Raw genomic sequence first — 19,617 nt, 5'->3', positions numbered from 1 at the left:
GAGTCTTTTCCTTCTCGTTCTCAGGCTCAGAGGCGCTCGATGACGGTGGCGACACCCATGCCGCCGCCGATGCACAGGGTGACCAGGCCGTAGCGGCCGCCGACGCGCTCGAGCTCGTCGAGGGTGCTGCCCAGGATCATGGCGCCGGTGGCGCCGAGCGGGTGGCCGAGAGCGATGGCGCCACCGTTGATGTTGACCTTCTCGTGCGGGACGTCGAGATCCTTCATCCACTTCATGACGACCGACGCGAACGCCTCGTTCAGCTCGAAGACGTCGATGTCGTCGATGGTCAGGCCGGCGCGCTTGAGTGCGAGCTCGGTCGCCGGGGTGGGGCCGGTGAGCATGATCGACGGCTCGGAGCCGACCTCGCCGTAGGACACGACGCGGGCGCGCGGCGTCAGACCGTTGCGCTTGCCGGCCTCCTCGGTGCCCACGAGCACCAGGCCGGAGCCGTCGACGATGCCGGAGCTGTTGCCGCCGGTGTGGACGTGGTTGACCTTCTCCACGTTCGGGTACTTCTGCATGACGACGTCGTCGAAGCCCGCCATGTCGGCCAGACCCTGGAAGGCCGGCTTGAGCTTGCCGAGGCTCTCGACGGTGGTGCCGGGACGACGGTGCTCGTCGTTGTCGAGCAGGGTGACCCCGTTGATGTCCTTGACCGGGATGATCGACTTCGCGAAGCGACCCTCGTCCCACGCCTGTGCGGCGCGACGCTGCGACTCGGCGGCGTAGCCGTCGATGTCCTCGCGGGAGAAGCCCTCGATGGTGGCGATCAGGTCGGCGCCGATGCCCTGCGGGGCGATGTAGTTGTCGTACGCCGTCGCCGGGTCCATGAACAGGGCGCCGCCGTCACTGCCCATCGGAACGCGCGACATCGACTCGACGCCGCCGGCCAGAACGAGGTCGTCGTAGCCGGAGCGGACCTTGGCCGCGGCCAGGTTGACGGCCTCCAGGCCCGACGAGCAGAACCGGTTGATCTGGGTGCCGGGGACGGTCTCGCCGAGCCCCGAGGTCAGGGCCGCGGTGCGGGCGATGACGGCGCCCTGCTCGCCGACCGGCGACACGACGCCGAGGACGACGTCGTTGATGTCCTTCGGGTCGAGGTCACCGTGACGCGCCAGCAGGCTGTCGATCAGACCGGACACGAGGTCGATCGGCTTGACGCTGTGCAGCGAACCTCCGCGCTGCTTGCCACGGGGCGTGCGCACCGCCTCGTAGATGAATGCTTCGTCGGACACTGGTGTTCCTTTCACATGAACCGAGAATGGTTACCCCGGAATGGTTACCATCGTAGGCTAACCCCCAATAACGTATTTGACCATACTTAGAGGTCAACTCGTTTCTATCGTGTCGTGTTTCGGCTATGGTCGGTTCACCATGACTTCTGAGAAGGCCACGCGGCGCACGCGGTCGGAGGGTCGTCGGCGGCAACTCGTCGACGCGGCGACCACCCTGTTCGCCGAACGCGGCTACCCGCACGTCGCGGTGGCCGACATCGCCCGCCAGGCCGGGGTCAGCGTGCCGACCGTCTACCGCCACTTCGCCGACAAGAGCGACGTGCTCGCCGCCGCCGTCGCCACGCGCGTCGACGAACTGGAGGCCAGCACCGAGAACGCCGGCCTGGAGCACGCCGCCGATCCGCAGGACGCCCTGGCGCGCAGCGTCACCGCCCTCAGCATCGCCAACCCGCACGCCACGTCGCTGTGGCGCTGGTCGGGCCAACACCTGTCGCCGCGGGAGAACACCGAGGTGGTCCGCCGGACCCGGTCGGTCCTGCGCCGCTGGGCCGCCGCCATCCGCACCGGTCGGACCGACCTCACCGAACGGGAATCGATGTACGTCGCCGGAGCGGTCCTCAGCGTCATCGGCAGCGGCGCCGGCCGCGCACTGCGGGGCGGAGCCCGCGACGAGACCTGCGCGGCACTGCTCGAACTCGTCCGCCGAACCATCGCGCTGAGCCCGGGGGAGGCCACCGCGCTCCCCACCCGGATCGGACTCGAACCGGACACCGTCACCCGGCGCGACGAGATCCTCGACGCCGCGGCCCGGCTGTTCGCGGTCCACGGCTTCGCCGGCACCGGGATGGACGAGATCGGCGCCGCCGTCGGCATCACCGGTCCCAGCGTCTACAAGCATTTCCCGTCGAAGATCGCGATCCTCGTCGGGATCGGGCAGCGCAGCGGAATGCGGCTCGAAGCCGGTGTGCTGGCGACCTATTCGACGACCACCGACCCGCGGCGGCGGCTGCACGGACTCGTCGACGGTTACGTCGACGCCGTCGTCTCCACACCCGACATGCTCGTCTCGTTCACGAGCGCCTACGCGTTGACCGGCGAACCGCAGGGCGCCGATCTGCTCGCCGTGCAACGCCGATACGTGGCACGCTGGATGCACCTGCTCACCGAGATCGATCCGGACCGCACGCCCGTGGCCGTTCCGCTCGCGGTGCACGCAGCCCTCGCGGTCGTGAACGACGCCGTCCGGATGCCCCGCAGCACTCCGCGGCCGGAGTTCGCCGCACGGATGGCCTACCTGATGAAAGGCGTGCTGGGTGTCTGACGAGCCGATCGACTACACCCGCGACGAGCTGATCGCCGCGTTGCGCCTCGACCCGGCCTACGCCCAGAAGTTCTGGAACGCCTTCGGTTTCGCCCACGACCCGGGCACCGCCGACGGACACCGCTTCACCGACGACGATCTGTCGGCGCTCGGCGTGTTCGCCGGCAACGACCAGGCGATGGACACCACCGCGCAACTCGCCGCGGCACGCGCCATCGGGCAGTCGTCGGCCCGGTTGGCGCAGTGGCAGGCCGACGAGATCGCCCGACTCGCCGCCGATCCCACCGTCGACGCGACCGCGCAACAGATGATCGACGCCCTCGACCATCTGCAGTCGCTCATCTGGCGGCGCCACCTGGCGACCTATCTGAACGACGAGGGGCGCACGGAGGAGCATCCCGACGTCATCGTCGGCTTCGCGGACATCGTCGGCTACACGTCCATGTCTCGGCGGATGGGCATGACCGAGTTGGAGAACCTCCTGGAGTCCTTCGAGTCGGCCGCCCACACCGTCATCACGGTCCGCGGCGGACGGGTGGTGAAGACCATCGGCGACGCCGTCATGTTCAGCGTCGTCGACCCGGGCGCCGCCGCGGAGATCGCGCTGGCCCTGCACCGGCTGTCCGGCGAGGGCGACCTCCCGGTCCTGCGGATCGGCATGGCCCTCGGCGACGCATTGGCTCGCATGGGTGATCTGTTCGGGGAGCCGGTCAACATCGCCGCCCGTCTGGCGGGGGCCGCACGCTCGGGGACGACGCTCGTCGACGAACGTCTCGCCGATGCGCTGCGCGAGGCCGAGCCCTTCCACATCAGCTCGATCTCGCCGCTGTCCGTCCGCGGGTACCGCCGTCTCAAGGCGTCCACGCTGGTCCGAAACCGGAACTGGCAGAACTGAGCCCGCACACCGACCACTATTCTGGGCGCATGACGACCCGTCCCGCGGCCGCCGCCGCGCTGCTCGCGACCGTCGCCGTCGCATCCTGGACCGTGACGGCCTGCGCGGCGTCCGACGACCGCGAGTTGACCGTCGCCGTGCCGACATCGCTGCGGGCGGTCATGTCCTCCATCGCGACGTCGTTCGAGCACGATCATCCCGGCGTCGACGTCACGGTCCGGACCGCCGAGGGGGCCGATCCGGCGGCCGACGTGATCGCGACGGCGGACGAGGCCGCCATGGACCGGCTCGGCGACCGCGTCGTCACCCCTCGGAGGGTCGCGTCGAACTCCCTGGTCATCGTGCTGCCCTCCGCGTCGACCGCGACCTCGGGAATCACCGGGTTCACCGATCTCGCCCGGTCCGGACTGCGGGTCGCGGTCTGCGCCGAACACCTCCCGTGCGGGTCGGCGGTGACCGCGGTGGAACGCCGCACGCAGGCGTCGGTGACCGATCCCGTCCGGGTCCGCTCGAGCGCCGACGCCGTCGCACAGGTCCTCGCCGGTCGCGTCGACGCCGCGCTGGCCTACCGGACCGATGCGCCCGGGGCGGACTCGCCCACCCGGATCGTTGCCGACCCGGTGTTCTCCACCGCGATCAACCGCTATCCGATCGGGGTGGCCCGCGACTCGCCGCGCGGTTCGTTGGCCGCCGAGTTCATCGCCGCGGTGATCGGGCCGGTGGGCGGCCGCGCATTCGTGGAGGCCGGCTTCGGTCCCCCCTCCGGCTGACACCCCGTCCGGGGCCCGCGCCGCCCGGTCAGGCCGTGCGGGCCAGGGCCTCCAGCGGATCGGCGTACAGCGCGTCGAGCGCCACGGCGCCCGCGGCCTTCTGCTGCACCGTGATCGCCGACCGCGCGACACGGACGTCACGCTGGGTGATCACGGTGGTGGCGCGCAGCGCCTTGCTCACCGCGGGCAGCGCCTCGGGGTAGTCGGTGAACGCCTGCCCGCCGAGGATCACGTGATCGGGATTGAAGATGTCTGCGATGAGGGCGACCGTCCGGCCCAGCACCTCACCCCGCTCGGTGAGGAGCCGGTCGGCCACGGAGTCGCCGGTGCGCGCGGCCGCGCGGAGCTCGTCGAGCGACGACACCTCCAGACCCGCGGCCTGGGCGGCCCGGAGCACACCCGAGTCGCTCACGGTCTCTTCGAGGCGCCCCGTGCGCTCCGGATCCAGGAGCGTGGTGCCGCCGACCGGGAAGTGCCCGATCGTCGGCGGGCCCGCGGCGGGAGTGTGCACCGCACCGTCGACGCTGAAGGCGATGCCGACCATCTCGCGGGCGTAGAAGTACAGGAAGTTCTGGTTCTGATCGGCCGGATTGACCACCTGTTCGGCGGCGGCCATCGCCTCGACGTGCGATGCCACCGACACTGGCAGCCCGATGTTCTCGGCGATCACCCGTCCGACCGGAACCCCGGTCCACCCGAGGCGGGGATGGTCGACGACGCCGTCCTGCGCGACCCGACCGCCGATCGCGACCCCCGCCCACAGCAGGCGCTTGCCGACCCAGCGGTCCGCGAACCGGCGGGCGCTCTGCCCCACCGCGGCCACCACCTGTTCGGGCGTCTCGGCCTGCGGGGTCGGGATGGCGATCGCTCCGACCACGCGGTGCTGCAGGTCGTGGGTCGTGATGGAGGTCGATTTGAAACCGATGTGGATGCCGACCGTGAGGAAGCCGTCGGTGTTGATCTCGAACGGCACGCGCGGGCGGCCCACCGCGCCGGGGGGAGTCAGATCGGCGCGCTCACGGATCAGGCCGGCCTTCAGCAGCGCCGTCACCTGACGGTTCACCGTCGAGATCGACAATCCGGTGATGGCCGCCGCATCGTCGCGGAACACCGGCCCCGACACGCGGGCGGTGCGCAGCACCAGGGCCGCCGCCTTGGTGGAGAGCTGCAGCGACGCCGTGGTCACGTGCGGCGACGCGGTGTTCCGGGTGCTGGTCGGCGCCACGGCCGTCGCCGGACGGCGCGGAGCGCGGGCAGGCGCCTGCGGTGCGGGGGCGGTGGCCGATGCGGCGGGGCGGTCGAGAGTGGAAGTCATGGGTTCACGGGTCCTGAGGCCTGGGGCGGTACGCGCCGGTTCGGGGCGCGCACCCGCCGAATGGTGCTCACCTGCGGTGAGGCGACGGGGCTGGTTCGGGCTGGATCAGCGCATTCGGCGACAACAGAGGACCCTGGCCAGCGGAAGGCGACATCCCAGAGCGGTGGTCACGTAGGTGACCTCCGGAACGACGAACGGCTGACTGGTCATAATCGCTATATGATAGCAAGCACCCCCGCGGGGTGCAACCGGACCGCGCTGGCTAGCGTGAGGGTGTGACGACCGACTCCTTCCCCCGACGTGCATCGAGGATCCGCTGACATGGGCACGATCTACCTCGTCCGGCACGGCCAGGCGCCCGCGCACGCCTACACCGGTGATCCGGGCGGCGGGCCCGGGCTCACCGACCTCGGATACGCCCAGGCGCGGGCGACGGGTGTCGCCCTGGCCCGACGGGTCACCGGGTTCGACGCCGCGATCTGCGGTGATCTGCCCCGTCAGCAGGCGACGATCGCCGGCGTCCTCGAGGCCTTCCCCGAGAGCACGATGCCGCACGTGGACGCCGACTGGAACGAATACGTGACCCCGGCCCTCCCCGAGGGGGACGACATCCACGCCGACGGCGGGCGTCCCTTCCAAGACGCCCTCGACGACGCCCTGGCCGCGTGGGTGGCGGGCGCCGACATCGGCCCGGAGACGTACGCGTCGTTCATCGACCGCACCGGCGCCGCCGCCGACCGCGCGGCGGCCCTCGCCGGATCCGGACGGTCGGTCCTCGTCGTCTCGTCGGCGGGCGTCATCACCGCGCTCATCGCCCGCCTGTGGGGCGTCCCCGCCCCGGCGTGGCCGCAGTTGTCGCGCACCTTCGTCAACGGGTCGATCACCACGGTCATCGCCGGGCGGCGCGGGCTCACCCCGGTCTCGATCAACGACCACGCGCACCTCGCCGACGTGCACTCGGGCCTGGCGACCTTCCGGTAGCGGTCAGGCGGCGAGGGCGCGGAGTCCGGCGGCGATGAACTCGCCCGTCGCCTCCGCTGCGCGTTCGGCGCCGTCGGCCCCCGACGATCCGCCGGCCAGTGCGCGATGGGTGATGCCCTCGGCGATGACACCGAGTTTGAGGTTGGCGAGCCCGAGATAGAAGTTCCAGTCGCCGAGGGCGGCGCCGGTGGCGTCGACGTAACGCTCGACCAGCCCGTCGGCGTCCGGATAGCGCTCACTGGTCCACGCCGCATCGAAGCCCAGCACCGACGAGAACACCGGGGCGCGATAGACGCACGCCAGGGCGAGGTCGGTCAACGGGTCGCCCAGCGCCGACATCTCCCAGTCGACGACGGCCGCGACGGTTCCGGCGTCCCGCGGGTCGAGGATGGTGTTGTCGATCCGGAAGTCGCCGTGGACGATCGAGCTGCGCGCCGACGCGGGGACGCGGTCGGCCAGCAGTGTCGCGAGCCGGTCGACGTCGTCGAGGTCCCGGGTCTTCACCAGCCCCCACTGCCGCGCCCACAGCGACACCTGTCGGGAGGCGAACCCCTCGGGGCGGCCGAAGTCGCCGAGCCCGACGGCCCGGTAGTCGACGGCGTGCAGATCGGCGAGCGTCGACACGAGGGCGTCGGCACTCGCGGTGACCTCCTCGTCGGAGAGGGCGGCCAGGTCGTCTGCCGACCGGATCACGCGGCCGTCGACGAATCCGACCACGGTGCAGGGCGCTCCGATGATGTCGCCGGTGGCGTCGATCGCGACGCTGGGCGGCACCGGGACGTCGGTGGCGCCGAGCGCCGAGGTGACCGCCCATTCCCGGTTCATATCGTGCGCCGACGGTGTGAGGCCGCCCATCGGCGGGCGCCGCGCCACCCAGTGGTGCACGTCGTCGCGGACGTCGAAGGTCAGGTTCGACCGGCCGCCGCTGATCAACTCGATCCGCAGGTCGCCGATCACCTCGACGTCGTTCGCGGTCAGCAGCGCGCGCAGCGCGTCGGTGGTGAGTCCGGGATGGTCGCCCACGGGGATCTCGCTCTCGGTCGGGGTCGGGGAGTTCGGGGTCGGGGAGTTCGGGGATGGGGAGTTCGGGGATGGGGCGTTCGGGGATGGGGCGTTCGGGCGTCAGCTCTCGCGGGCGCGGCGCGCGCGGGACACGGCGCGTTTGGCGACCGCCCACCGATGCACCTCGCTGGGGCCGTCGTAGATCCGGAACGGGCGGACCTCGTTGGCGAGCCGCGCCAGCGGCAGGTCCTCCTCGCTCACCCCGAGTCCGCCGCACATCTGAATGCTGCGGTCGATCACCCGCGAGAACGCCTCTGCGCCGAAGGTCTTGGCGATCGACGTCGCATCGGAGGCGTGCTCGCCGCGGTCGAGTTCGTAGCAGGCGCGCACCAGCAGCGCGCGGGCGGCGGCGAGGTCGATCTCGTTGTCGGCGATCATCTGCTGGATCATCCCGAGGTCGGAGAGCATTCCGCCGAACCCCTCGCGCCGTGACACGTAGTCGACCGCGACGCGATGGGCGCGCACGGCGCTGCCCATCCAGCGCATCACGTGGGTCATGCGTGCCGGCCCGAGCCGGACCTGCGCGTACCGATAGCCCTGGTCGGGTTCGCCGAGCACGTCCTCGTCGGGGACGAAGACATCGGTGAAGCGGACCTCGCAGTGGCCGCCGATCATCGACTTGTCGGTGGTGTGCACGTGTCGCTCCACGGCGATGCCGTCGGTCTCGGCCGGCGCGAGGAACATCGTGGCGCCGCCGCGGTCGCCCGGCACACCCGCGGTGCGCGCCATGATGATGAAGAAGGCGGCGCCCTCCGCACCGGTGATGAACCGTTTGAAGCCGTTGATCCGCCAGCCGCCGTCGACGCGGACGGCGGTGGTCGACAGCCCGTTCGGGTCGGCGCCGGCACCGGGCGCGGGTTCGGTCATCGCGAAGGCGCTGCGAACCTCACCGGTGGCGAGGGGTTCGAGGAAGCGGCTGCGCTGGTGGGGTGTCGCGATGGCCGCCAGCATGTGGACGTTCCCCTCGTCGGGTGCGCCGATGTGCAGGGCCATCGGTCCGAAGATGGAGGCGCCCGCCGCCTCGAACACCGGGGCCCGATCGCTCATCGACAGACCCAGTCCGCCGTACTCGACGGGTGCGTGCGGCGCGAAGACCCCGGCCTCCCGGGCCTTGGCGTTCAACTCGCGGCGGAGGTCGTCGCCGCCGGCCGCGGCCACATCACCGTGGTGGCGCTCCTCGACGGGCAGGACCGCGGTCTCGATGAAATCGCGCGTGCGCGCCACGAGGTCGATGACCTCGTCGTCGTAGCTCAGATCGATCGCCATGGGACTCCCTCTCACGATACCGAACAAGCGTTCGGTCAGATTGCACCCTGACACGCCCGCGCCGTGCCGTCAAGCGATCGGCCGATCCCGTGCGCTACCGACCGCGTCCGGTGTACCCGACGATCGCGCGCGCGAAGTCGAGATTCTGGGCGATGAGCTCGTCGGCCGACATCGGCCCGTCGACGCGATACCAGGTCGAGACCCCCACGCACATGGTCGCCACCGCACGCGCGGCCCCCTTCGGGGAGTCGGTCGAGAACGCGCCGTCCGAGACTCCGGCCAGCACCACCTCGTCGACCATCCGCTGCTGCCGGATCCGATGCCCGATGTAGACACGGTGATACTCCGGGTCCAGGCTCCGCAGCTCCGTCGACCCGACGAACGCCTGTTCGCGCCGATACATGTGGAACCGCAGCAGCGACTCCACCACGGCGTCGAACCGCGCCACCGGATCGACACCCGCCTCCCGCAGCGCCTCCTCCGAGCGTCGCAGCAGATCGGACATCGTCAACTCCAACAACCCCTGGAGCAGCGACTGCTTCGACGGATAGTGGTGGTAGAGACCGGGAACCGAGAGTCCGGCACGCGCAGCGATGTCGCGCACCGACGTACCGTGATAGCCGTGTTCGACGAAGGCGTCGAGCGCTGCCCGCAGCGGGGCGGGCAGGTTCACCGCGCCGTAATCGCGCCAATTCGTCATACAGTCAACTTAGCCGCGTCCGCGCGGAGTCCGCCGTGCGACTCTCGGGAAGCAGCATCTGAACGCAGATTCCCACCAGCGTCTCGCGATCCACATCGATGACGCCCTCGGTCCACGATGCGAGCAGCCGAGCCAGGCCGCCGACCTGAAAGTGCGCCGCCGCCAGGGTCTGCTGACCACCGGAGACGTCGGCGACCTGCGCGGCGCTCTGCGAGGTGAGGCGGGCGAACATCTGCAGCGATTCGGCGCGCTTGTCGATGACGACCGGGCTGCGCAGCGTGTCGGAGAAGATCACGCCGCCCTTGCGCGGGTCGCCGGCCACCACCTCGACGATCGCCTCGACGGCGCCGGTCACCTTGGCGCGCGGGGTGTCGCCGGCGTCGAATCCCGCCAGCCCGCGCTCGGCGATCTCCGAGATGATGCCGTCGTAGGTCGCACCGACGAGGGCGTCGACGTTCTCGAAACTCTCGTAGAAGTAACGCGGCGTGAGCCCGGCGCGCGCACAGATCCCCCGGACGGTGACCTGTCCGGGCCCCGACGCGGACAGCATGTCGAGCGCGGCGTCGATCAGCGCGGCGCGGCGCCTGGCGACGCGCGCGTCCCCCGACTCACCGCCGTACAGCCGCAACTCCGGTGCGGCCCGATCCCGATCATTCACACCAGACATCTTGACACCTCGGCGGCCCGAGAGTTCAATCAAATAGGAAACGGTTGTTATCACTTCCCGGGGCACCGGGCGCACCGCAGGAGGCGCCATGACCGCAGAGGCACTCGACCCGTCCACCGCCGAACGGCACTCGCGGCGAGTCGAACTCGACTCGCAGACCGTCGACGACCTCGAGATGATCGGGCTCGCCCTGCTCGCCGGACCCGCGAACGTCATCATGCAGCTCGCCGTCCCCGCCGTCGGATACGGCGTCTACGAGAGCAAGGTCGACTCGGGCAACCTCTTCAAATCGCCCGTCAGCCGCACTCGCACCACCCTGACCTACCTCGCGGTGGCCGCCATGGGCAGCGAAGAGGACCGCCGCCGCTACCGGCAGGCCGTCAACAAGGCGCACGCGCAGATCCGGTCGACCAGCGAGAGCCCCGTCGAGTACAACGCCTTCGATCCCGCACTGCAGCTGTGGGTCGCCGCCTGCCTCTACCGAGGCTGGGAGGACATGCAACGGCTGTACGGCGATCCGGCCGCGATCACCGAGGAGGCCTACCGCCAGGGCGCCGTCATGGGCACCACACTGCAGATGCCGCCCGAGATGTGGCCCGCCACCCGCGCCGACTTCGAGAAGTACTGGAACGACACCGTCGCCGGACTCGAGATCGACGACACCATCCGCGAGTACCTGCTGCGGATCGTGCGCATGGAGTTCCTGCCGCGCCCCCTGTCCGCCGTCGTCGGGCCGCTCTCGCTCATGCTGACGGTCGGTTACCTGCCGCCGGAGTTCCGGGACAAGATGGACGTCCGCCTCGCACCGTGGCAGCAGCGCGTGTTCGACGCCCAGAACACCGTGCTGCGGCAGGCGGTGCGGCTCATGCCGGGCCCGGTCAAACAGTTCCCCTTCAACGTCCTGCTGGCCGACGTCCGTCGTCGTCTTCGCCAGGGACGTCCTCTGCTCTGAGCGCCGCACCGCCGGTCGGCCGCTCCCGGGCGGCCCGGTCCAGTTCGGCCGACTCGCGCTCGAGCTCCTCCTCGCCGTGACGTGCCCGGCGCCGCGCGACGAGCACGAAGACGACCATGAGGACCAACGACGTCCCCGACCCCGCGAGTAGAGCGACGGCCGTCCGGTCGGCATCGTCGACCCGACGATCGACGGCGACCACCTCGTCGGCCGGCTCCAACTCGCTCGCGGCCGAGTCGATGTCGCCGCCGATGCCGTCGAGCACCTTCTGCAGCTCTCGCACACCGTCGCCGACGTCACCCGCGGCCTTCACCGTCTCCCCGCGCGCCGACGCCAGCCGCTTCATCCCCGACTCGAGCTGCTCGGCCGACCGCCGCGCCTCACCGATCACCCGGTCGAACTCGGCAGACGCGCCGTCGACCGACGACGAGATTCCGCGCAGTTCTCCGCGCAACGCGTCGATGGTGTCGGACTGACGGGCGATCTCGGCTCCCGACTTCTGCAACGCCGTCAACGTCTCCACCAGATCGCGCGTCCCGGGCGCCTTACTCGACTCGACGAACCGCAACAGCGGCGTCACCAGGGAGTTCATCTGGTCGGCGGCCGCCGTGAGATCCCGTGCGCGGTCCAGACCCGCCCCGATCGACGTCGACAGTCGCTGCACCTGCGCGGCCGCGGCCTTCGCGTCGGGAGCCTGCCGCAGCCCGGACACCAGATGCTCGGATGCGCCGGAGGCCCGGTCGACGGCGTCGAACACCGACTCGGCGCCGCCCACGATCTTCTCCACGCTTCCCGTGGCACCCGTGACCGCCGACGACATCAGTCCGAACATCAGGTTCGCCGAGTCGAGAGACGACCGTGCGTTCTCGATCTGATCGGCCGACGGATCGGACTCGGACTCGGTGACGTCCGGCGGAACGGTCAGGAAGGTGGCACTGCCGACGACGACGCCCGCCGCGACCGCACCGATCAGCCAGGGCGCGCGCCCGACCGCCCCACCCCGTCGACGACCGTCCCGCCGACGACCGGCCCGCCGGCGACCGCCCCGCCGGGCGCCGTGGCGTCCATCGGTCGAGGAGTGCGGTGACTCGGCCGGCTGGGACTCGACCGACTGGGATTCGGCTGACTGGGATTCGGCTGACTGGGATTCGGCCGGCTGGTATTCGACTGACTGGGATTCGGCTGGCTGGTCGGAGTCGGGCATCACCTCACGGTAAGAGCGATCACTGAGATCACCCTGAGAGGATCACCCTGAGAGGATCGCCCCGAGCAGATCCCCGGGGCGGATCGCCCTGAGAGGCATCCGCTCCACGAGTCAGGTCAGGTGCTTGAGGGCGCTGCGGTCGAGCGTCGCCACGTCGCGATGCCCCGACAGCCCCAGCGTGAGGTCGAGTTCGCCGACGATGTTCGCGACCGCGTCCCGCGCCCCCGCCGTGCCGTCGAGCGCGAGGCCATACATGTGCGGGCGGCCGATGCACACGGCATCCGCCCCCAGTGCGAGCGCCTTGAACACGTCCGAGCCCGTGTAGAACCCCGAGTCGACGAGGATGCGGATCTCACCGCCCACCTCGTCGACCACGTCGACGAGCGCATCGGTCGACGAGATGGAGCCGTCCACCTGACGTCCGCCGTGGTTCGAGACGATGATCCCGTCGATCCCCTCGTCGACGCACCGCCGCGCGTCGTCGGGATGCAGGATGCCCTTGAGCACGATCGGCAGCGACGTGCGGTCCCGCAGGGTGGTGATGTCGTCCCAGTTCAGCGACGGACGCGAGTACGTGTCGAGGAATGTCTGCACCGCGGCGCGCGACTCCGGCCGCGTGAGGTTCCGGCGCAGATCCCCCGGCATGTTCCGGGCGATCGACCACAGCGTGCGCAGCGCCCCGAGCGAGATCTCCGGCTTCTCGGCGGTCGCCGTCGACAGCCGCTCGGCGACGATCTCCCAGAACGACGGATCCGAGGTGTACTGGCTGATGCCCTCGCCGCGCGCGAACGGCAGCGAACCGAGGTTGAGGTCCTGCGGGCGCCACCCGAGCATCGTGGTGTCGAGGGTGACCACCAGGGCGTCGGCGCCGATCGTCTCCGCCCGCGAGATCAGGCTGTCGACCAGCCGCTCGTCGGTGGACCAGTACAGCTGAAACCAGCGCGGCGCACCGGGGGTCACCGCCTCCATCGCGGCGGCCACGTCCTCCATGGGCGCACACCCCTGGTTGGAGAAGATGTACGGGACGCCGAGCTCGGCTGCGGCCGCACCGATGTGGACGTCGGCGTTCGGGTGCGCGAGGGCGCCGGCGCCGACCGGGGAGAACAGCACCGGGGCGGGCAGGGTCCGACCGAACAGCTCCACCCGAAGGCTCCGCTCCGAGGTGTCGCGGAGCATGCGGGGGACGATCGCCCAGCGGTCCAGCGCCGCCCGATTGGCGCCCATCGTGCGCCCCTCGCCGGCACCGCCGGCGATGTACGCCCACCCCCGACGGCTCATCGCCGCGCGGGCGCGCCGTTCGAGCTCACCGAAATCGGTGGGCACCACGGGTTTCCGCCCGTGGACTCCTCCGGTGTAGATGTCGTTCTGCCGCGCCCTGCCGAATCCGATCGAGACCATGCGCCCATTGTGGCGCACCGCACGCGGACGCACGCGAAACCGGCGCCCGGATCGACTCAGTCGTCGTCGCGAACCAGATAGAAGTAGAAGTGCCGATCGCGGACCAGCGACGTCTTGCCGTTCATGATTCCCATCAGCGTCCGGTCGTCGACTCGTTTGAAATGGTCGATCACCGGCTGACCGTCGTAGACCATCGACGCCGTCGACTCACCGCGGAACTCGACCATCCAGCAGCTCGCCTCGCCCTTGCCGATCTCCGTGTTGGAGTACAGCTCACCGTTCTCATCGCGGCAAACCATCGGTGCGACGTCGTGCCACGAGGTGAACGTCTTGCCGTGCCATCGCACCGCCGCCAGCTGCCCGTCCATCCGGTGACCGGACGGCAGTTCACCGCCGCGCCACGGGCCCATCATCTCCTCCACCCGCACCGTGGGCAGCGGTGCCCAGACGGCGTCGAGTTCGTCCGGGGTGCTGACCTCCCCGGAGTCGACACGGCGGAAGAAGTCGGCGACGGCCTCGTCGCGAGTCAGCTGAGCCATGTCGTCAGCCTACGTCCGTAGGATGGCGGCCACCACGTCATCGGAGGCTTACATCATGTCTGCGAGTGTCTCGCCCGACCATCCCTACAGCCCGGCGTTCCGTGCCGGCGACACCGTCTACGTCTCGGGCGCCCTGTCCGTCGACCGGGACTACCGCCCCGTGCCGGGGCGCGACGACGCCCTCGACGCCGCCGTCGAGCGGATGACCGAGCGGCTCGCGACCGTCGGCGCCGATCTGCGCGACGTCGTGAAGGTGACGTACTACGTCACCGATGTCACCCTCCGGGAGGAGGCCAACCGGCAGTTCGAGCGGATCTTCGCCCAGCCGCGCCCCGCACGGACCTTCCTGGCGGTGTCGGCCCTGCCCTACGGCGCGACCGTCGAGATCGACGCGATCGCCCACAGTCCCGGCTAGGGTCCCGAGACGGGGCGCCGAGAACCGGGCGTCAGGTGCCGGGCGCCAGGCGCCGGGCGTCAGGAGAACGACATCTCCTCGGTCACGTCGTAGCGCCGCGCATCCCACGCGTCGAGCAGCAGATTGTGACGCACCTGCCACGGGGCCCGGTCACCGGCCTTGGGCAGCCGCGATCCGGCACGTTTGACGTATCCGGCGTCCAATTCGAGCAGTGCGTGCGCCTCGGGACGGGCGCCCCGCAGCGACGGGACCGCGCGGGTGTGGCCGCCACGGCGCATGTACTCGATCAGCTCGGCGACCGCCTGGCTGGTGAGATCGACCCGCAACGTCCACGACGCATTCGTGTACCCCACCGACCAGGCGAGGTTCGGGACGTCGTCGAGCATGTAACCGCGGTACGCGTACTTCTCCCCCGGCTCCACCGTCTCGCCGTCCACCGACAGCGACGCACCCCCGAACGAGACCAGGTCCAGGCCGGTCGCCGTCACGATGATGTCGGCGGGCAGGTGCCGTCCGGAGTCGAGCTCGACACCGGTCTCGGTGATGCGCGCGATCGTGTCGGTGGCGACATCGGCGTCACCGTCCTTGATCGCCGTGTAGAAGTCGCCGTCGGGGATGACGCACAACCGCTGATCCCACGGCTCGTATCGCGGCTTGAAATGGGTGTCGACGTCGAACCCCTTGGGCAGCATCGCGATCGCGATGCGACGCAGCAGACGCCGCGACAGTTTCGGAAACGCCCGACAGAACAGGAACATCAGCATCGTGCTGACGGCGTTACGCCAGCGGATGACGGTGTGCGACACCTGCGCCGGCAGCGCCCGCTGCAACAGCTTCGTCATCGGGTCCTCCCACGGGAGGGGGAACATGTAGGTCGGCGACCGCTGCAGCATCGTCACGCTGCCCGCGCGCGGAGCCATCGACGGGATCAGCGTGACCGCCGTGGCGCCCGACCCGATCACGACGACGTCCTTGCCCTCGTAGTCGAGGTCCTCGGGCCAGAACTGCGGGTGCACGAAGGTGCCGCGGAAATCCTTCTCGCCGGGGAATTCCGGCCGATATCCCGCCTCGTAGCGGTAGTACCCGGTGCACATGTAGAGGAATCGGGTGACGAACGTGGTCGGCTCGCCGTCGACGAGGGCGTCGACCGTCCACAGATCCGTGGCGGAGTCGAAATCGGCACCGGTCACGTCGACGTCGAACGTGATGCGTTCGGCGATCCCGAACTCCTCCGCCGTCCGCTCCAGGTACTCGCGGATCTCGTCGCCGCGGGCGACCGTCCGCTGTCCGCGCCACGGATTCCACGGGAAGCTCAGCGTGAAGATGTCCGAGTCCGACCGCACGCCGGGATAGCGGAACAGATCCCACGTTCCGCCGATCCGACTGCGGCGCTCCACGATCCGGTAGTCGAGGTCGGGATTGCGCTCCCGCAGGCGATAGGCCGCGTCGATGCCCGACAGTCCGGCTCCGACGATCAAGACGTCGAGGGGCTGATTCGCCGCCTGATCGCGGTCGTCCCGATGGCGGTCATCCGCGTTCGGCCCGCGGTCCACACCGTCTGTCACTGCACCCTCCAGGTTCACCGGCAGATATGACTGTCGTCACTCTACCGACAGACGACGGGGGCCGCGGACCCCGGCTCACCCCGGCACGGGCGGCGGCGCCACCGGTCGGCGCCACCGGTCAACCGGCGGCACGGTCGCGCACCGACGCCCGCAGCGCGGCCAGCAGATCGGCGACCTCGGCGTCGTCGTCGGACGCGTCGTCGACCGGTTCGGGGAAACCCTGCCCGCCCTCGGCCCGCGCGTCGATCAGCTTGGCCAACTCCACCTGGTAGGTGTCCTCGAACCGGGTGGGGTCGAAATCGTCGGCCATCGTCTCGATGAGCGAGGACGCCATCTCCAACTCCTGGTCGCGGATCTCCACGTCGGCTTCGAGGAAGTCGAAATCGGGGCGCCGCACCTCATCGGGCCACAGGAGGGTCTGCAGCGTCATCACACCGTCGATGACGCGCAGCGCCGCCAACCTGGTTCTGCTGCGCAGCGTGAACGTCGCGATCGCGAGGCGTTCGGTCGTCTCCAACGCCCGGGCCAACAGGACGTACGCCTTGGGCGACCGCGACGCCGGCTCCAGATAGTAGGGCTTGTCGAAGTAGATCGGATCGACCTGGTCGATCGGGACGAACTCGAGGATCGAGATCTCCGGGCTCCGCGTCACCGGCAGACTCGCCAGATCGTCTTTCGTGAGCACCACCTGCTGCCCGTCGCTCGACTCGTACGCATTCGCGATGTTCGCGTAGTCGACCTCCCGGTCGGTTCCCTCGCGCACCCGCCGATAGCGGATTCGGGTGCCGTCGGCGGCGTCCACCTGATGCGAGGTCCGATCGTGGCTCTGCGTCGCGGAGTACACCTTGACCGGGACGTTCACCAGGCCAAAGCTCAGATCGCCTCTCCAGATCGAGCGCATGGCGCTCATTGTGCCAGCCGTCGGACCACAATGGCGGACATGAGGCGCGCGCAGCTCGAGGTCGACGGCCGGACGGTGACCGTGTCGAATCTCGACAAGGTGCTCTATCCCGAGGCCGGGATGCGCAAGGCCGACGTGATCGACTACGTCCTCCGGGCGGCTGCCGCGATGCTCCCGCATCTCACGGCCCGGCCCGTCACCCGCCTCCGCCGGCCCGGCGGCGTGCCGACCGCGCCGTTCTTCGAGAAGGCCCTGCCGGCCGGCGCACCGGAGTGGATCCCCCGCTACACCGTCGAGCACACCGACCATCGGACCGTCTACCCCGTGGTGGAGTCGGCCGCCGACCTCGTGTGGCTGGCGCAACTCACGGCGGTGGAACTGCATGTGCCGCAGTGGCGCATCGACCTGACCGACGGCCCCGACCGCCGCACTCGGCGCCTCGTGCTCGACCTCGATCCCGGACCCGGGGTGTCGCTGCGCGACTGCGCCCGCGTGGCCGTCGACATCCGAGCGATGCTCGACGACGTCGGCCTCGCCTCGTATCCCGTCACCAGCGGCGGCACGGGCATCCACGTCTACGCGCGAACGGAGACGCCGATGCGGACCCGGTCGGCGCGGGCGGTCGCGCGCCAGATCGCGACGACCCTCGCGCAGACGCACCCGCGCACCGTCACCGCGACGATGGCGAAGGCCGAACGCGACGGCCGGGTGTTCATCGACTGGAGTCAGAACTCCGCCGCCAAAACCACCGCGGCACCGTATTCACTGCGTGACGCGGCGACGCCGCTGGTCGCCGCCCCGCGGTCGTGGGACGAACTGTCCGACACCGGTCTGGCCCAGCTGACACCGGGCGACGTGCTGCGCCGCATCGACGCCCACGGGGATCTGCTCGCCGGGCTCGAGAGCGACGGTCCGCCGCACGGGCGGCCCGACCCCGAGGTGGTCGACCTGGGCGCGTACCGGCGTGACGCGCGTCCACCGGCGCGGGCCGGCGCCGAACGCGGGAAGGCGTCCCGCACCGACCTCCTCGCGCTCCGTCCGATGCTGGCTTCCGACGCCCCCGTCGACGGACTCGGCGACGACTGGGCCTACGAGGGGAAATGGGACGGCTATCGGACGCTGATCCGGGTGCTCGACGGTCGAACGCGGCTGATCTCGCGGACCGGCGCCGACATCACCGACGAGTTCCCGCAGTTCGCGACGATCGGGGAACGCCTGCGACGGGACGGCCGGCCGGTCGACGCCGTGTTCGACGGCGAGATCGTGGCGCTCGACGATGCGGGGATCACCGACTTCGCGCTGCTCACCTCCGGGCGCCGCACGCCCGGGCGCGCCGACCTGCGCGTCCGGGTGTTCGACATCCTGCACTTCGACGGCGTCGACCTCTGGTCCGCGCCGTTCGACGTGCGCCGCGAGGTCCTCGACGCGGTCGACGTCACGGCCCTCGGGCCGCTCGTCGAGGTCCCGCCGCTGCTGGCCGGACCCGCCGACGCCGCGGTCCGCGAGGCACGTGCCAACGGATGGGAGGGGATCGTCGCCAAGCGGCGCGATGCGCCGTACAGCGGCGGACGCCGCAGCCCGTCGTGGCGCAAGCAGAAGAATTGGCGCGACGTCGAGGTGGTCGTCGGCGGGTACCGGACCGGCCGCGGATCGACGTCGCGGATCGGGTCCCTGCTCGTCGGCCTTCCCGCCGAGACCGGACTGCGGTACGTGGGTCGGGTGGGCACGGGGTTCACCGACGCCGAGCTGGCCGATCTCGCCGCGGAGCTGGCACCGCTGCGGATCGGCCGCAGCCCGTTCATCGACGTCGACGCACCGGTGGCGGGCAGCGCCACCTGGGTGCTGCCGACCCTCGTCGCCGATGTGCGGTTCATGAACTGGACGTCCACCGGGCATCTGCGTCACCCCAGTTGGCGCGGCATTCGCCGCGACAAGCTCCCCGGCGACCTGTGACGGGGCCGGCCGGTCACTCCAGGACGAACACCGGGATCCGCCGATCGGTCTTCCTCTCGTACTCGGCGTACGGGGGGAAGGCCGCCACCGCGAGCTCCCACCAGTGCTCGCGTTCGGCCCCCGAGACCTCGCGCGCGGTCATCGTGCGGACGTCCGCACCGTCCTGCACGGTGACCTCCGGGTGCGCCTTCACGTTGAAGTACCAGGCCGGATGCTGCGGCGCGCCGCCCTTCGACGCCACCATCGCGTACTTTCCGTCCTCTTCGACACGCATCAGCGGAACGTAGCGCCTCGTCCCCGACCGTGCGCCGATCGTCGTGAACAGCACCACCCTGCGGCCGTCGATCGATGCGGCATCCGTGGTTCCGGCGGCCAGGATCTTCTCGGTCTGGTCGCGAACCCACCCGGTGGGACTCAGTTCGGGGCTCTCGCTCATACCGTCGATCCTAGGGGCGCGGCGCACGGCCCGGCCACG

Annotated in this window: 18 protein-coding genes and 1 pseudogene; 7 read left to right on the top strand and 12 right to left on the bottom strand. The window is 70.4% G+C overall.

Annotated elements, in window-relative coordinates:
- Positions 1-26 precede the first annotated feature (26 nt).
- Positions 27-1,238: an acetyl-CoA C-acetyltransferase gene (locus tag G528_RS0106085; RefSeq protein ID WP_026918197.1), complete on the bottom strand. Its 1,212-nt coding sequence runs from the start codon at positions 1,236-1,238 to the stop codon at positions 27-29.
- A 139-nt stretch (positions 1,239-1,377) separates the two neighbouring features.
- Between G528_RS0106085 and G528_RS0106080 the strand changes: the two genes are divergently transcribed.
- From G528_RS0106080 to G528_RS0106070, 3 genes are read left to right on the top strand one after another with little or no spacing between them, the layout of a single operon-like run.
- Positions 1,378-2,559 (top strand): TetR/AcrR family transcriptional regulator, encoded by a 1,182-nt coding sequence (locus G528_RS0106080; RefSeq protein ID WP_026918196.1) that lies wholly within the window; start codon positions 1,378-1,380, stop codon positions 2,557-2,559.
- Positions 2,552-3,454, top strand: a complete 903-nt coding sequence (locus tag G528_RS0106075) for an adenylate/guanylate cyclase domain-containing protein (RefSeq protein WP_026918195.1) — start codon at positions 2,552-2,554, stop codon at positions 3,452-3,454. The genes G528_RS0106080 and G528_RS0106075 overlap by 8 nt, the downstream gene beginning before the upstream one ends.
- A gap of 29 nt (positions 3,455-3,483) precedes the next feature.
- Complete coding sequence (locus tag G528_RS0106070; RefSeq protein ID WP_026918194.1) at positions 3,484-4,224, top strand: substrate-binding domain-containing protein; 741 nt, start codon at positions 3,484-3,486, stop codon at positions 4,222-4,224.
- A gap of 28 nt (positions 4,225-4,252) precedes the next feature.
- Here the strand turns inward: G528_RS0106070 and G528_RS0106065 are convergent, their stop codons facing one another.
- Positions 4,253-5,539 carry an ROK family transcriptional regulator gene (locus G528_RS0106065; protein WP_026918193.1) on the bottom strand — a complete coding sequence of 429 codons (1,287 nt, stop codon included), beginning with the start codon at positions 5,537-5,539 and terminating at the stop codon, positions 4,253-4,255.
- Between the two features lie 321 nt (positions 5,540-5,860).
- On the opposite strand from G528_RS0106065, the gene G528_RS0106060 reads away from it, so the two are divergent.
- Positions 5,861-6,520 (top strand): histidine phosphatase family protein, encoded by a 660-nt coding sequence (locus G528_RS0106060; protein ID WP_026918192.1) that lies wholly within the window; start codon positions 5,861-5,863, stop codon positions 6,518-6,520.
- A gap of 3 nt (positions 6,521-6,523) precedes the next feature.
- Here G528_RS0106060 and G528_RS0106055 read toward each other — a convergent pair whose 3' ends face one another.
- The 4 genes from G528_RS0106055 to G528_RS16575 form a co-directional block, all read right to left on the bottom strand.
- Positions 6,524-7,543 carry a phosphotransferase family protein gene (locus G528_RS0106055; RefSeq protein WP_026918191.1) on the bottom strand — a complete coding sequence of 340 codons (1,020 nt, stop codon included), beginning with the start codon at positions 7,541-7,543 and terminating at the stop codon, positions 6,524-6,526.
- Between the two features lie 99 nt (positions 7,544-7,642).
- Positions 7,643-8,848, bottom strand: coding sequence for an acyl-CoA dehydrogenase family protein (locus tag G528_RS0106050; RefSeq protein ID WP_026918190.1), 1,206 nt, complete (start codon positions 8,846-8,848; stop codon positions 7,643-7,645).
- Between the two features lie 94 nt (positions 8,849-8,942).
- On the bottom strand, positions 8,943-9,548 hold the full coding sequence (locus G528_RS16580) for a TetR/AcrR family transcriptional regulator (RefSeq protein ID WP_035719097.1): 606 nt from the start codon (positions 9,546-9,548) through the stop codon (positions 8,943-8,945).
- A 4-nt stretch (positions 9,549-9,552) separates the two neighbouring features.
- Positions 9,553-10,215 (bottom strand): TetR/AcrR family transcriptional regulator, encoded by a 663-nt coding sequence (locus tag G528_RS16575; RefSeq protein ID WP_051198360.1) that lies wholly within the window; start codon positions 10,213-10,215, stop codon positions 9,553-9,555.
- A gap of 88 nt (positions 10,216-10,303) precedes the next feature.
- On the opposite strand from G528_RS16575, the gene G528_RS0106035 reads away from it, so the two are divergent.
- Positions 10,304-11,167 (top strand): oxygenase MpaB family protein, encoded by an 864-nt coding sequence (locus tag G528_RS0106035; protein WP_026918189.1) that lies wholly within the window; start codon positions 10,304-10,306, stop codon positions 11,165-11,167.
- On the opposite strand, the gene G528_RS0106030 is transcribed toward G528_RS0106035, so the two are convergent.
- The 3 genes from G528_RS0106030 to G528_RS0106020 all read right to left on the bottom strand — a co-directional run bounded on the left by G528_RS0106030 (position 11,109) and on the right by G528_RS0106020 (position 14,308).
- Positions 11,109-12,371: a hypothetical protein gene (locus G528_RS0106030; protein ID WP_026918188.1), complete on the bottom strand. Its 1,263-nt coding sequence runs from the start codon at positions 12,369-12,371 to the stop codon at positions 11,109-11,111. The two genes, G528_RS0106035 and G528_RS0106030, sit on opposite strands and share 59 nt — an antisense overlap.
- Positions 12,372-12,482: 111 nt before the next feature.
- Entirely contained in the window at positions 12,483-13,769 is a 1,287-nt protein-coding gene (locus G528_RS0106025; RefSeq protein ID WP_026918187.1) for an alpha-hydroxy-acid oxidizing protein, read from the bottom strand.
- 56 nt (positions 13,770-13,825) lie between these two features.
- Positions 13,826-14,308 carry a DUF4334 domain-containing protein gene (locus tag G528_RS0106020; RefSeq protein WP_026918186.1) on the bottom strand — a complete coding sequence of 161 codons (483 nt, stop codon included), beginning with the start codon at positions 14,306-14,308 and terminating at the stop codon, positions 13,826-13,828.
- 55 nt (positions 14,309-14,363) lie between these two features.
- On the opposite strand from G528_RS0106020, the gene G528_RS0106015 reads away from it, so the two are divergent.
- Positions 14,364-14,723, top strand: coding sequence for a RidA family protein (locus G528_RS0106015; RefSeq protein ID WP_026918185.1), 360 nt, complete (start codon positions 14,364-14,366; stop codon positions 14,721-14,723).
- 59 nt (positions 14,724-14,782) lie between these two features.
- Here G528_RS0106015 and G528_RS0106010 read toward each other — a convergent pair whose 3' ends face one another.
- Entirely contained in the window at positions 14,783-16,201 is a 1,419-nt protein-coding gene (locus G528_RS0106010; protein WP_026918184.1) for a flavin-containing monooxygenase, read from the bottom strand.
- Between the two features lie 217 nt (positions 16,202-16,418).
- Positions 16,419-17,189 (bottom strand): annotated as a pseudogene (gene ku, locus G528_RS16570) (non-homologous end joining protein Ku); the annotation flags it as partial.
- A 39-nt stretch (positions 17,190-17,228) separates the two neighbouring features.
- Here ku and ligD point away from each other — a divergent pair.
- The gene (ligD, locus tag G528_RS0106000) at positions 17,229-19,142 is read left to right on the top strand and encodes a non-homologous end-joining DNA ligase (protein WP_026918183.1); all 1,914 of its coding nucleotides are present in this window, start codon (positions 17,229-17,231) and stop codon (positions 19,140-19,142) included.
- 13 nt (positions 19,143-19,155) lie between these two features.
- Here the strand turns inward: ligD and G528_RS0105995 are convergent, their stop codons facing one another.
- The gene (locus tag G528_RS0105995; protein WP_026918182.1) at positions 19,156-19,578 is read right to left on the bottom strand and encodes a nitroreductase family deazaflavin-dependent oxidoreductase; all 423 of its coding nucleotides are present in this window, start codon (positions 19,576-19,578) and stop codon (positions 19,156-19,158) included.
- Positions 19,579-19,617 lie beyond the last annotated feature (39 nt).

The sequence above is a fragment of the Gordonia shandongensis DSM 45094 genome (assembly GCF_000423025.1).
Classification (GTDB): Bacteria; Actinomycetota; Actinomycetes; order Mycobacteriales; family Mycobacteriaceae; genus Gordonia; species Gordonia shandongensis.
The sequence above is the reverse complement of the archived record's forward strand: the minus strand, read 5'-3'. Positions and strand labels throughout refer to the sequence as shown.

Excerpts from the sequence above, each read along its gene's own strand:
- G528_RS0106070 (WP_026918194.1), top strand. The coding sequence starts at position 3,484 with ATGACGACCCGTCCCGCGGCCGCCGCCGCGCTGCTCGCGACCGTCGCC.
- G528_RS0106080 (WP_026918196.1), top strand. The coding sequence starts at position 1,378 with ATGACTTCTGAGAAGGCCACGCGGCGCACGCGGTCGGAGGGTCGTCGG.
- G528_RS16580 (WP_035719097.1), bottom strand. The coding sequence starts at position 9,548 with ATGACGAATTGGCGCGATTACGGCGCGGTGAACCTGCCCGCCCCGCTG.
- G528_RS0106020 (WP_026918186.1), bottom strand. The coding sequence starts at position 14,308 with ATGGCTCAGCTGACTCGCGACGAGGCCGTCGCCGACTTCTTCCGCCGT.
- G528_RS0106030 (WP_026918188.1), bottom strand. The coding sequence starts at position 12,371 with ATGCCCGACTCCGACCAGCCAGCCGAATCCCAGTCAGTCGAATACCAG.
- G528_RS0105995 (WP_026918182.1), bottom strand. The coding sequence starts at position 19,578 with ATGAGCGAGAGCCCCGAACTGAGTCCCACCGGGTGGGTTCGCGACCAG.
- G528_RS16575 (WP_051198360.1), bottom strand. The coding sequence starts at position 10,215 with ATGTCTGGTGTGAATGATCGGGATCGGGCCGCACCGGAGTTGCGGCTG.
- G528_RS0106050 (WP_026918190.1), bottom strand. The coding sequence starts at position 8,848 with ATGGCGATCGATCTGAGCTACGACGACGAGGTCATCGACCTCGTGGCG.
- ligD (WP_026918183.1), top strand. The coding sequence starts at position 17,229 with ATGAGGCGCGCGCAGCTCGAGGTCGACGGCCGGACGGTGACCGTGTCG.
- G528_RS0106035 (WP_026918189.1), top strand. The coding sequence starts at position 10,304 with ATGACCGCAGAGGCACTCGACCCGTCCACCGCCGAACGGCACTCGCGG.
- G528_RS0106015 (WP_026918185.1), top strand. The coding sequence starts at position 14,364 with ATGTCTGCGAGTGTCTCGCCCGACCATCCCTACAGCCCGGCGTTCCGT.
- G528_RS0106065 (WP_026918193.1), bottom strand. The coding sequence starts at position 5,539 with ATGACTTCCACTCTCGACCGCCCCGCCGCATCGGCCACCGCCCCCGCA.
- G528_RS0106060 (WP_026918192.1), top strand. The coding sequence starts at position 5,861 with ATGGGCACGATCTACCTCGTCCGGCACGGCCAGGCGCCCGCGCACGCC.
- G528_RS0106025 (WP_026918187.1), bottom strand. The coding sequence starts at position 13,769 with ATGGTCTCGATCGGATTCGGCAGGGCGCGGCAGAACGACATCTACACC.